We start from the raw sequence: 12,311 nt of genomic DNA on the forward strand, positions 1-12,311 counted from the left end.
TTTCGGAGCTCACTGGCCCAGGTCGGCTTGAAGTGATTCTGCTTCGTCCTGCGCCTGGCTGGCTGCCTCTTCTCCGCTGGTGCCGGAGCTGACCATTGAAGCGATGATCTGCGGGGCGATGAACTGACCACTCACAGCAGCTGCGAGGGCACCTTGGCCCTGCGGTATGCCCCATCGCTTGAACTGGTTCGTGCTTTGACTGATTTCCGCGAGAGTTTCAGGAGCATAGATCGAGGACAGGAGCGCCTTGGAGTCCACGCCGGCCTCGAGGCCTTGCCATGCATCTGTGAACTCGGTCGGGTTATCAGCGGTGCCCAGCCGGACGGGAATCTTCCCTTCGGGAGCTACCGCCAACCAGTCCTGATAACCATCACCCATCATGAACGTGACGAGGTCCTGTGCTGCAGGAGCGGCGTCATTGAGGATGTTCCACGAAACGATTTCCCCGTACCCTGCGGGCTGCTCACCATCTGGACCCTGAATAGCGGTCACTATTCCGGTGTTGTCGGCAAGAAATGCCGGGTCGTCCGCGCATTCAGCGCAGGTCGGCAACGCATCGCTGCGCAGTCCTGCAAGTTCGTCGAGGAGGAATGAGGACCACACCGTCATGGCGGCATCGCCGGCGAAATAGCTTGCTCGGGTGGTATCCGCGTCCTGATTTCCCGGCACCGAATAGTCACGGAGCAGAGCCGAATAGAACGTGAGGGATTCCTGGCACTGATCGCTGTTGAGGGTGACACTGCCGTCATCGCCTACTAGCTCACACCCATTTGCCAGCGCGAACTGTTCGAAGGTCTGCTGGGTGAAGGAGTCTGCGGGCGCTGTGGCGGCAACAATGCCGGCCAGCTCGTCCGTGTGGAGAGCCTGAGCTGCTCTCTCAATTGCTTCGAACGTGGTCGGGGCGTCAAGGCCGGCCTGCTCGAATAGGTCCTGCCGATAGAACAGCAGCTGCGCAAAAGCATCGCTTGGTACCGAGAGTTGTTCGCCATCGGACGACGTGAGCTCCAGGGAGCGGGGCGAGAAAGTGTCCGCGCCGAGCTCCTCTACGACCGCCGCGGCGGCGGACGTGTCCAAAAGTCCATCGGTTGACAGCTGGTTCATGCCGTTGAGGGACAACGCTCCGATAACATCGGGAAGTTCACCTGACGCTGCGGATGAGGACAGGACCGACGTCAGTTGATCCTCAGCGATGGCCACAAGCTCAACCTCAATTCCTGACGACTCAGAGAATTGATCCATGATGGCTTGCTGAGAAGCGACCCGGTCAGGGAGGTCCTCCGTCGTCCACACGGTGAGTTGGTCTGTCTCGGATGAGGCGTCTCCTGAACTGCCGGAACACGCTGTGATACCCAAAAGGGCGACAGTCATAACTGAACAAAAGGCCGCATATCGATGACGCATTCCGTGTCCTCCAAAACAGTCGTGACCGCGGAGCGCCTCCCGACGACGCAGGTGGCAGGTCTCGGTCGTCTTTGATCGATCACCCCACCACAGAGCATAGGGCTCGATCATCCACCTAGCCACCAATGATGCACATGACTTGATATAGGGCGGAGTGAGGGGCACGGAAACCCTGATCGGTCGGCCTTAACCAATGCCCGCGACCGTCAATAAAGCTCTTGAACCGGAGTAGGTCCGCTACAGATCTGTACAGGAATCCAGGCGTGGCGCATCAAGGGGATGGGTAGTGCTGCTTGCGGAGCTGGATTTATGTAGTGAAAGGAGTCCTCGTTGGCCTGTGCGCACTCCTGCCTCTCGTCCAGCTGGTGTGGTGCTCGCGCAGCGCGTCCTCGGAGCTGTTAGCGGGTTGGGTGGGCGATGAGCGCCTGGTATTCGGGGTGGTCGGCGAGGAATGAGAAGGCCATCGGGCATTGCGGGATGAGGTTTAGGCGACGTCGGTGGGCGTTGAGTACCACGTGGCGCATAAGTGTCGCGTCGATGCCTAGGTCGCGGAATTCGGGTTGCTCCACACCATTGATGAGGAACAGCTGTCCGCCCTTCATCTCGTACTTCACGTACGCGGCGAGGCTGCCGTCTACGAACAGCTCGAACCGGAAGTACAGGGGGTTATTGCGAAAGGCCTCTTTTGCTTGATATGCAGCCCCGCGGTCGGCGGCTTGGTGAGCGCGGTGCTCGAGCTCGTCGACGAGCAGGTCATAGCGCTCCAGGACCCCATAGGGAGGGTGGCTAGTGTCCATCAGCCTGAAAACCTGATTGACCATGACCCGCAGTCGCCTGATCGATAAGGCTCTGATGTCTTCTGCTGACAGTCCTTCATCGAAGACTTCATTGTCATGCTCGTCCGGGCCGGCCGGTACTACTGGTATCGCGGGGTCGTGGTGGCTGGTGGTACCGCCAGCCGGAAAAAGGACCTCATTCGGGGTGTCAACGACGTCGGGTACTGAGGTGAGAACGGGGGAAGTCTGGGCTGGGTGCAAGAGGTTCGTCATTGCCACTCCTGTGCTTGTCACAAACCTGGCCTTTGGCTGGACCCCGGTGTCTGCTGAACACTACCGACACGACGACGATAAACAAACACAGCATCCTTTCCGACCCACGCCGCGGACCGATGACTGGCGTGCTGGGCGAGCAGCAGTTTCCTGGTCAGACCCACATTTCAATCTGTACCTGCGCGGCAAGCCGCCGGAGGACCTGCACGTCCTCGTCCGTGAAGGCGCGAGGTTGATCGTCCATGAGGCAGATGGTGCCTATACGCCATCCGCCGGCTGTGCAGATGGGATGGCCGGCATAGAAGCGGACCTCGGGCCCGCCGGCGACGAGGGGGTGATCGCGCCACTGCGGGTGGACGCTGGCATCGGTGATAACGAGGGTGCGGTCGTGCTTGATCGTGGTCGCGCACAGAGATAGATCCCGTGGGAGGTCCTGACCCAGGGGACCGATGACGGATTTGATGACCTGTGAGTCCTCGGTGATCAACGCGATAGAAGCCGAGCTGACCCCGAAGTGGTCCCGTGCCTGCCGGGTAATCCTGTCAAAACGCTCCTCATTGCCTCTCTCGAGCAACCTCGACTCGTGCAACGCCTGCACACGCCGGAACTCGCTCTCATGTACATCAGCACGGAGCTCATGTCCGTCTGTAGCCGGTCCACCAGCACCAGGGTTGGCGGTGTCGAGGGAGGCAGGAATGTCAGTGCTGGTCGTGGAACTGGTGCTGTGGTCCCCGGCGGGCGGCGCCGCGAAATCGTATCTGTCGGGGGAGAGGTTCAGGGTGCGGAGGTAGTCGCTGTAGCCGGAGGAGGATTCCGCGTCGGGGTCGCTGTAATGGGCACCGTCGACCATGGAACCGGTGCTGTCCAACAGCTCGTTGATGGCATGAGCAAGCAGATTACGATCCGCAGCCGGAAGCATGACCAGACCGCAGAGGTATCCCTCGATCTCGAACTCATTCGCATCCCCGCTGAGCCCGAGGTAGGACATGAAGACGTCCTCAGGTTGCAGCTTCGCTGCCCGCACAGTCTGGATCGCGGTCCACTGCTGCAGGTATCCATTCAGCACGTCGAAACCTCCACCAACTCTTCCATTCGTTTCCCCATGATGCCACCGAACGGCCCGCCTTCATCAGGGAACATTAGGGTGTCATTCATTTCACGCCGCCCTCGGCGCAACACCTTCATCCGCTCGACACCCACCCTCGAACCGGTGACCGACAATTCCCAGCAAAGAGCTGCACGGTGAACGTGTCACCGAGATACCCCTTAACCCTTCATCGGGCCTATGACGAGCCTCGTCATCGAGCTTGTGAAACAGGTGCCGTCGCTCCACCGGCTGTTCGGCGTCATCCGGTCCTGTTATCTGGTTCAGGACCCAGCTCCACAGCGGAATCAACCCTTGGGTTGTCCCGTCCAACATGGCGTCCAGGTCCTGACCGTCCCCACTGAGTGCTTGCCGGAATTGCTCAAGTGCCGGAGCGCGTTCGGCGAGGAACTCCTCCAGCGCCGAGGTTGCCTGCCGTTTCGTTAGTTGTGAGTAGTACTTCATGGCAAGTGAATAACCTACTGGATGCCGTTTCGATCCAACAGGTCCAAGATCCTCGGATCTGCACCCAAGAACCCCGTCCTAGTCGGTGTTGATTCGTTCCGGGCTGAGATCGATCCGGCGTAGGAGTTGGGCGTTCAGGGCGACGACGATCGTGGACACGCTCATCAGGACCGCCCCAGCGGCGGGGGAGAGCAGGATCCCCGCGAACGCCAGCACTCCTGCCGCCAGTGGCACCGCCAGAACGTTGTACCCGGTGGCCCAGATCAGGTTCTGGATCATCTTGCGGTAACTGGCCCGAGACAGGTCGATCAACGCCAGCACCGATCGCGGGTCATTCCCGGCGAGGACGACACCGGCCGACTCCATGGCCACGTCCGTACCGGCACCGATCGCGATGCCGACCTCGGCGCGAGCCAGGGCCGGTGCGTCGTTTACGCCGTCGCCGACCATCGCGACTTTCAAGCCGCGGGCCTGCAACTCGGTGACTTTGGTGTCCTTGTCTTGAGGCAGGACGTCCGCGAACACCTCATCGATGCCGAGCTCCGCGCCAACCACGTCGGCGACCTGGCGCGCGTCGCCGGTGATCATCGCGACCTTCACCCCGTGGGCTTGCAACGCCTTCACCGCGGCCCGGGATTCCTCCCGGACCTTGTCCTCAAGCCGGACCGCGCCAATCACAGAGTTGTCGCGGATGACATGCAGCACGGATGCGCCTCGTCCAACCCATTCCTGCACCGTTCCGGCGATGCCGGAAGGGGTCGTGAGGCCAAGTTCGGCGAGCATGTTCGGTCCGCCCACGGCCATCTGGTATCCGTTGACGGTTGCCCGGACGCCGCGTCCGGTCATGGAACTGAATTCGGTCCCTGTGTAGGAGAGACTCGTCGCCGCGGGGTTGGTTCGTGCGGCGGTGACGATGGCCCGGGCGACGGGGTGCTCACTGTCGGCTTCGGCTGCAGCAGCCAGAGCCAGGAGTTCGGCTTCGCTGACACCGGTGATCGTAGTTGTTGCGGTGACGGCGTGCCGGCCTTCGGTGAGGGTGCCGGTCTTGTCGAACAGCACGATGTCGACGGTGCGCATGCGCTCCAGGGCGATCCGGTTCTTGATCAGCACCCCGGCCTTCGCTGCACGCTCGGTCGAGATCGCGATCACCAACGGAATGGCCAATCCCAGGGCGTGCGGGCAGGCGATGACCAGGACGGTGACCGTGCGGATCACCGCATCATCCGGGCTGCCCAGGAGTATCCAGCTAATGAACGTCAGGATCCCGGCCCCGAGTGCGAAGTAGAACAACAGGGCTGCAGCCCGGTCGGCGAGAGCCTGCGCCCGGGAGGAGGAAGCCTGTGCTTCGGCGACCAGACGTTGGATCCCGGCGAGGGTTGTCTCCGACCCGACGGCACTCACTTGAACGCGGACCGCGTTGTCGGTTGCCACCGTGCCGGCGACGACGGTCTCGCTGACGGTACGGGAAACGGTGCGGGATTCACCGGTGATCATCGACTCGTCGAACTCGGCCGTCCCGTCGATAATCTGCCCGTCCGCAGGTACACGTGCGCCGGAGCGCACGAGGACGACATCGCCGACGACCAGTGAGCTGACGGGTACGGTTTCGATGCCGGAGTCGGTGACCTTATCGGCCTCGTCGGGGAGCAGGGCTGCCAGGGCGTCGAGGGCGCCGGCTGCTGAACCGAGGGCCCGCATCTCCATCCAATGCCCGAGCAGCATGATGACGACAAGCAGGGCCAGCTCCCACCAGAAGTCCAGATCGAACCCACCGATTCCGAGGGTCGTGATCCAGGATGCGATGAACGCGACGCTGATCGCCATCGCGATCAGCAGCATCATGCCCGGCTGCCGGGACATCAGCTCCGTCAGACCGCCCTTGAGGAACGGTGCACCACCGTAGACGAAGATCACCGTGCCCAGGATCGGAGCGATCAGTGCAGAGCCGGGGAACTCGGGCGGCATGGCCCCGAACAGCATAGTGAACATGGGACTGAACGCCACGACCGGAACCGCGAGGACCAGGTTGATCCAGAACCGGTTTTTGAACATCGCGGTCGAGTGCCCAGCGTGCTCCCCATGGGAATGGACCTGATGATCATCGTCCATCCCATGACCCGCGTGATCACTGTGTCCCGCGTGCTCGCCGGTGGGGTGGCCGGGTTGGTGGCCACTAGCGAGTTGCTCCTGGGTGGAGATCGCCGAATGGGCGTGATAGTCGGGCATGGCCTGACCGTGTGTCGATTCCGGTTCGCCCGGGTGGTGATGTCGCTGGTTGTTGATGTTTTGTTTCTTGCTCATGATGACTCTTCCTTCGGCCCCCTCGAGGAGAGGGGTGCCCGTGCCTCTGCCTGTCGGCTCAGGCGGTCGTGAGCTGGTAGCCGGCTTTCTCCACGGCGTCCCGAACGGAAGCCTGAGAGATGGGCTGGCTGCTGGTAACGCTGACGGTGGAGGTGCCGCCAGGAACGAGTGCAATCTGGACGTCGTCCACGCCGTCCAGGGCGCCGATGGCGCTGCTGACGCGGCCGGCGCAGGAACCGCAGGTCAGGCCGCTCACCGAGTAGTCGGCCGACACTGCAGTCTCACGTGATGGCTGGTTCGGGGTGGCCTGCTGGGGTGCGCAGCAGCCACAGGACCCGCCGGCGGATGCGGTGTCACCTGTGGCAACGGTCGTGCTGATGTCCGTGAGGGTCATCGTCGTCTTGGGTGTTGCGTTCATGATCGGTCTCCTGAGTGCGATGTGAGGTGCAGGCGGTGTCGCCTATACGGGAGAGGCTCCTGCTGGAGGTCAGGTCCTATTGGGGGCCTTGATGGGTGCAGGTGCGCGGTCAGACCATCACTGTGTATATCCCTCGTGAGGGAGACAACTTTTCAGGTATCTCAGAACTTATACCCCCCGGGGGTATAAGTCAAGTGAGTGTCGGACTGCCTTTCAGCACTCTCTTGGCGGGACACCTCAGCGACAGCAGCGTGCCCCTCACTTTGCGGACATACCCGGTGGGGGTATAGCGTTATGTCCACCAGATACCCCCCAGGGGTATAAACGGAGAAGAGGATGTGTTGGCTGTGAACGAGTACAAGGTGACGGGAATGACCTGCGGGCACTGCGAGATGTCGGTCCGTGAGGAGGTTGCCGCGGTCCCGGGCGTCGAGGACATCCAGGTCAGCGCGCAGACGGGCAAGCTCGTCATCACCGGAGCGGATGAGATCGATGACGAGAAGGTGCTGGCTGCGGTGGCGGAAGCCGGTTACTCGGCGGTGTGGGCCTGATGAAGGCTCCGGCACGGCTTGCGCTCTACGGTGCCGGGTTGGTGGTGGCGTTCAGCGGGGCCTACGGGCTCGCCGGCGTCGTCGTCCCGGACAGCGTCGTAGCGGCGTGGCAGGACACGAGCGGGATGAAAGATCACAGCGAAGGGCAGGACGACATGGGCACTCATGACCAGGGCATGGACGAGGCCGGGCAGGAGGCCGGCGGCATGGCAGGACACGAGCACGCCCCGGACGGTGGCCCGGCCCCCGAGGGAATCACGCCCGCTACCAGCCCGACGTACCCGGTGGGCACGAAAGTCATCCTCACCGCCGACCACATGCCGGGCATGAAGGGGGCGGAGGCGGTTATCTCCGGTGCTTTCGACACCACGACCTACTCGGTGAGTTACACGCCCACCACCGGTGGGCACCCGGTTGTCGATCATCGGTGGGTCGTCCATGAGGAGCTCGACAACGCCGGCAGCGCGCCTTGGCCGACGGTATGGAGGTGGTGCTCAACGCCGAACACATGACCGGTATGAGCGGGGCGAAGGCCACGATCGACAGCTCGACCGCCGAGACCGTGTACGTGGTCGACGTCGACTCGGACGGCATGACGATGAGCAATCACAAGTGGGTCGTCGAGAGCGAAATCAAGCCAGCCTCCTGACATTTGGAGGCCCTCCGCCCGTCAAGCAGGCGGAAACGAAGCAACAGAGCGGGAATCAGGGTAGGAATCAGAGTGGAGAACGCAGTGAGCACAACAGCACCACCGGCAGGCGGGACGCAGATCGAGCTGGAGGTCGGCGGGATGACCTGCGCTTCCTGCGCGAACCGGATCGAGCGGAAGCTGAACAAGCTCGACGGCGTCCAGGCGAGTGTCAACTACGCCACCGAGAAGGCGAGGGTCACAGTGCCCGACGGGTACGACCCGGCGCTGCTGATCAGTGAGGTCGAGAAGACTGGGTATACCGCCGTGCTCCCGGCGCCCAGAAACAGTGGCAGGCGTGAGGCGTCGTCCACTGATGACGAGGACGCTCCCAATCAGGAGCTGCTGTCGCTCAAGCACCGGCTGATCGGGTCGATCGTGCTCACCGTCCCGGTGATCGCGATGGCGATGATCCCGGCGCTGCAGTTCACCTACTGGCAATGGCTCTCGCTCGCCCTCGCCGGTCCGGTGATCGTGTGGGCGGCCTGGCCGTTCCATAAGTCCGCCTGGACGAATCTCAAGCACGGTACTGCGACGATGGACACTCTCATCTCGATGGGCACCTCTGTTGCCCTGCTGTGGTCGCTGTACGCGTTGTTCTTCGGTACTGCAGGTGTCCCGGGCATGACCCACCCGTTCGAGCTGACGGTCGGCCCGTCTGATGGTGCGGCGAATATCTACCTTGAGGTCGGGGCCGGGGTGACGATGTTCATCCTTGCCGGCCGGTACTTCGAGAAGCGGTCCAAGCGTCAAGCCGGGGCAGCGCTTCGGGCGTTGCTGGAGCTGGGCGCGAAGGAAGTCTCGGTGCTGCGAGGCGGCGCCGAGGTGAAGATCCCCACCTCCGACCTGCAGATCGGCGACGAGTTCGTTGTCCGGCCCGGTGAGAAGATCGCTACCGACGGCATTGTCACATCCGGCACCTCCGCCGTGGACGCCTCGATGCTCACCGGTGAGTCAGTGCCGGTGGAGGTGGCCGAGGGGGACGCGGTTGCCGGCGCCACCGTCAACGCCGGTGGCCGCCTCGTGGTGCGCGCCACCCGGGTCGGGTCCGACACGCAGCTGGCGCAGATGGCCAAGCTCGTCGAAGACGCGCAGACCGGCAAGGCTGAGGTGCAGCGCCTGGCCGACCGGATCTCCGGGGTGTTCGTGCCGATCGTGATCATCGTCGCGGTCATCACTCTGGGGGCCTGGCTCGGGGCGGGGTTCCCGGTCGCGGTCGCCTTCACCGCGGCCGTCGCCGTGCTCGTCATGGCCTGCCCGTGCGCCCTGGGGCTGGCGACCCGACCGCACTGCTGGTGGGCACCGGACGCGGAGCGCAGATGGGCGTGCTCATCAAGGGCCCCGAGGTGCTGGAGTCCACCCGGAAGGTCGACACGGTCGTGCTGGACAAGACCGGCACGGTCACCAGCGGCAAGATGACCTTGGTCGAGGTCATCACCGAGCCCGGTGTTGATCGCGCCGAGTTGCTGCGCCTGGCCGGCGCGTTGGAGGATGCCTCCGAGCACCCGATCGCGCAGGCCATCGCCAAGGCAGCCACCCAGGAGGCCGGCACCCTCGTATCAGCGGAGGACTTCGCCAACCTCGAGGGCAAGGGCGTGCAGGGCGTCGTCGACGGGCACGCGGTGCTCGTAGGCCGTGAGTCTTTGCTGGCCGAGTGGTCCCAACGCCTCTCCGGCGAGGTGGCCTCGGCCAAGGCCCGTGCCGAGGGTGAGGGCAAGACAGTCGTTGCAGTCGGCTGGGACGGTGCCGCGCGCGGCATCCTCGTTGTCGCTGACATGGTCAAGCCCACCAGCAAGGAGGCGATCGCCGAGCTGAAGGCACTCGGGCTCACCCCGGTGCTCCTGACCGGTGACAACGAGGCCGTGGCCCGGCAGATCGCCTCCGAGGTCGGCATCGAACAGGTCATCGCCGAGGTCCTCCCGCAGGACAAGGTCGACGTCGTCGCCCGCCTGCAGAAAGCGGGCAAGGTCGTCGCGATGGTCGGCGACGGTGTTAACGACGCCCCCGCCCTGGCCCAGGCCGACCTGAGCTTGGCGATGGGCACCGGCACCGATGCCGCGATCGAAGCCTCTGACATCACCCTGGTACGTGGCGACCTCCGATCCGCGGTCGACGCAATCCGGCTGTCCCGCAAGACCTTGTCGACGATCAAAACCAATCTGTTCTGGGCCTTCGCCTACAACGTCGCCGCGATCCCGATCGCAGCCCTCGGCATGCTCAACCCGATGCTCGCCGGTGCGGCGATGGCATTCTCCAGCGTGTTCGTCGTCGGCAACAGTCTCCGGCTGCGCGGGTTCACCAGCGTCGCCCAGAAAGTCTGACCTCTAAGCACATATCGTTGGGTGCTTTTCGGTTGCGGGGTGTTCGCGAACGTTGAGGTGGAGTCCGGCCCCCGGAGGTCGACGACTGCTGTGGTGCGCTCCTGTTAGGAGTAAGAGGCCCGAATTCGACCGAGTGTTCGATGTTCAGGCGGCGCGAGGCAGGCGAGCGAGGGCGCGCCCGTGCTGGACTGCCTGCCCTTCGGCGAGCAGTTTGAGTTCGTCGGCCAGTTCGGTGAACTGGTCGAGGGCGGGGTTGACGCCGACTAGCGTGAATTCGCGGGTCACCACGTCGAGGTCGAGCTGCCACACGTCTTCGAGGATGCGCCGCATCCAGGCGGTGGCGTGGTCCCAGCCCTCCTTGGGTGTACCGGCGGAGTAGTTGCCGCCCTGCACCGTCACCAGCACGGCCGGCTTCCCAGCGGTCACCGGATGTGCGCCGGGTCCCATGCGCGGGTCGGTCAGCACCAGGTCGACGTAGGACTTGAAGTGCTGCGATACACCGAAGTTGTACAGCGGCACGGCGAACAGCAGCGCGTCGGCCGTAGCGAGCTCGGCGGTCAGCTCGGCGGCGAGAGCGGTCGCCGCCGACTGCTCGGGCGTGCGCTCGGCCTCAGGGGTCATCGACGCGGCCACGGCGTCGGGCCAGGCGGTGATGGGCAGCGGCTCGACTCCGATGTGACGCCGGGTAATCGCGGTGCCGGGGTGGGCGGCGCTCCACTCGGCCTCGACGATGTCGCCCAGGGCGCGGCTCGTAGAACCCTCGGTGCGGATACTGGCATCCAGGCGGAACAGGGATATGACTCTCCTTTGATCGTTCCCGGGTCGGCGACCCGGTCTATGGTTACGATTGGTGACTATGCACGTCGGGTGCCCGTTACCGCAAACGATCCCCCGTTACCCGGCGATAACCGAAGGAGAGCGGATGACGCGACTGGCGTCAGTTGATGCCTTACAGGATCGGCTCGATCAGTCCATGCCCACGATGGCCGAGTTGTGCACGAGCGAGGACCCCGACATGTTCAGGTCGTTACTTTCGCGCATTGGGGACAAGTGGACGCTGCTGGTGATCGGGGTGCTTGGCGAGGAGCGAAGGAGGTTCACCGAGCTCTCCAAAGTCATTCCGGGCATTTCTCGCCGGATGCTCACCGTCACCCTGCGCGCCCTGGAGAGGGACGGCCTGGTCTCGCGAACCGTCTATGCCGAGGTGCCACCGCGGGTCGAGTACGAGCTGACCGCCCTCGGCCGCTCTCTTCAGTTGGTGGCCCTCACCCTTGTCGACTGGGTGAGCGAGCACCAGCACACGATCGCCGGCAACCGGCGTGGCTTCGATGACAACGCTCGAGAGAGGTCACCGCAGGACTGACGACGCTGTGACGCACGGAACGTAACGGCCGCCTGTGGCGCCGAGATAGGTTTCAACCTCGGGCAGCTGTCGCCCTCGCCATGATCGCGGCCATTACCTCGTTCTTGGGCTGGGGTGACACCCGGTGAGGCGAGGTCGATGATGGAGGCAACGTGTGCTTTTCGTAGTTCCCGACTGTGCACACCCCGTGGCTTCTGGCAGGTGGCCTCTCGTTGACCTGAAGGGAGAGCCCACGCAGCGGTCCCAGATGAGCGCCGGACTGGGGCCGATCCCCGTACGACCAGAGAGTCTCGACGCACGCAATCGGATGTTCAGCTCGGTGCGGCTGTCTGCCTACTACTGCTTCGAGCTGATAGTCAGAGTCTTCGTAAGGCGCAGGCGGTGCGGATGAGGTGTTCCTCGATCGACATCGCGTTGGTGTCGTCGCAGGTATCACGCTGTTTGCGGGTAGGCGGACACCGCATACCCGCGTGGTGGTAGCTCGCTTGGGATGACGAGGTCGGCGCTGAAGGCCCCTCTCGGTGTCATCCGCGCCTCGACGGCCTGAATCGGTTGCCCGTACTCGTCGTACAAAAGGGACTGCTGAAGGTTTAGTTTCCAGTTGGGTGTTGCTGGTTTCGGGCCGCTTTAGTGGCGGCTTGTCCTAGTATCTCGAATTCGATCGGTGTCA

The 12,311-nt window shown here is 63.6% G+C and carries 9 protein-coding genes and 2 pseudogenes; 4 read left to right on the top strand and 7 right to left on the bottom strand.

The window, feature by feature from the left end:
- Positions 1 to 9: 9 nt before the first annotated feature.
- The 6 genes from RCH21_RS03590 to RCH21_RS03615 form a co-directional block, all read right to left on the bottom strand.
- The gene (locus RCH21_RS03590) at positions 10 to 1,401 is read right to left on the bottom strand and encodes an ABC transporter substrate-binding protein (RefSeq protein WP_442784661.1); all 1,392 of its coding nucleotides are present in this window, start codon (positions 1,399 to 1,401) and stop codon (positions 10 to 12) included.
- Between the two features lie 398 nt (positions 1,402 to 1,799).
- A complete protein-coding gene (locus tag RCH21_RS03595) occupies positions 1,800 to 2,450 on the bottom strand; it encodes a GNAT family N-acetyltransferase (protein ID WP_326963205.1) in 651 nt (216 codons plus the stop codon).
- A 154-nt stretch (positions 2,451 to 2,604) separates the two neighbouring features.
- Entirely contained in the window at positions 2,605 to 3,516 is a 912-nt protein-coding gene (locus RCH21_RS03600) for a GAF domain-containing protein (RefSeq protein ID WP_326963206.1), read from the bottom strand.
- A gap of 90 nt (positions 3,517 to 3,606) precedes the next feature.
- A complete protein-coding gene (locus RCH21_RS03605; protein WP_120147610.1) occupies positions 3,607 to 3,999 on the bottom strand; it encodes a hypothetical protein in 393 nt (130 codons plus the stop codon).
- Between the two features lie 78 nt (positions 4,000 to 4,077).
- Entirely contained in the window at positions 4,078 to 6,300 is a 2,223-nt protein-coding gene (locus RCH21_RS03610) for a heavy metal translocating P-type ATPase (RefSeq protein ID WP_442784654.1), read from the bottom strand.
- 58 nt (positions 6,301 to 6,358) lie between these two features.
- Positions 6,359 to 6,718 carry a heavy-metal-associated domain-containing protein gene (locus tag RCH21_RS03615; protein WP_326963207.1) on the bottom strand — a complete coding sequence of 120 codons (360 nt, stop codon included), beginning with the start codon at positions 6,716 to 6,718 and terminating at the stop codon, positions 6,359 to 6,361.
- A 341-nt stretch (positions 6,719 to 7,059) separates the two neighbouring features.
- Here RCH21_RS03615 and RCH21_RS03620 point away from each other — a divergent pair, with 341 nt between their 5' ends.
- The 3 genes and pseudogenes from RCH21_RS03620 (at position 7,060) to RCH21_RS03630 (ending at position 10,278) form a co-directional block, all read left to right on the top strand.
- Positions 7,060 to 7,269: a heavy-metal-associated domain-containing protein gene (locus RCH21_RS03620; RefSeq protein ID WP_326963235.1), complete on the top strand. Its 210-nt coding sequence runs from the start codon at positions 7,060 to 7,062 to the stop codon at positions 7,267 to 7,269.
- A 125-nt stretch (positions 7,270 to 7,394) separates the two neighbouring features.
- Positions 7,395 to 7,918 (top strand): annotated as a pseudogene (locus RCH21_RS03625) (DUF1541 domain-containing protein).
- Between the two features lie 141 nt (positions 7,919 to 8,059).
- Positions 8,060 to 10,278: pseudogene (locus RCH21_RS03630) on the top strand (heavy metal translocating P-type ATPase).
- A 144-nt stretch (positions 10,279 to 10,422) separates the two neighbouring features.
- Here the strand turns inward: RCH21_RS03630 and RCH21_RS03635 are convergent.
- Positions 10,423 to 11,166: an FMN-dependent NADH-azoreductase gene (locus tag RCH21_RS03635; protein WP_326963236.1), complete on the bottom strand. Its 744-nt coding sequence runs from the start codon at positions 11,164 to 11,166 to the stop codon at positions 10,423 to 10,425.
- Between the two features lie 34 nt (positions 11,167 to 11,200).
- On the opposite strand from RCH21_RS03635, the gene RCH21_RS03640 reads away from it, so the two are divergent.
- Positions 11,201 to 11,641, top strand: a complete 441-nt coding sequence (locus tag RCH21_RS03640) for a winged helix-turn-helix transcriptional regulator (RefSeq protein ID WP_326963208.1) — start codon at positions 11,201 to 11,203, stop codon at positions 11,639 to 11,641.
- Positions 11,642 to 12,311 lie beyond the last annotated feature (670 nt).

Source organism: Arthrobacter sp. PL16 (genome assembly GCF_035985055.1).
GTDB lineage: Bacteria > Actinomycetota > Actinomycetes > Actinomycetales > Micrococcaceae > Arthrobacter_D > Arthrobacter_D cheniae.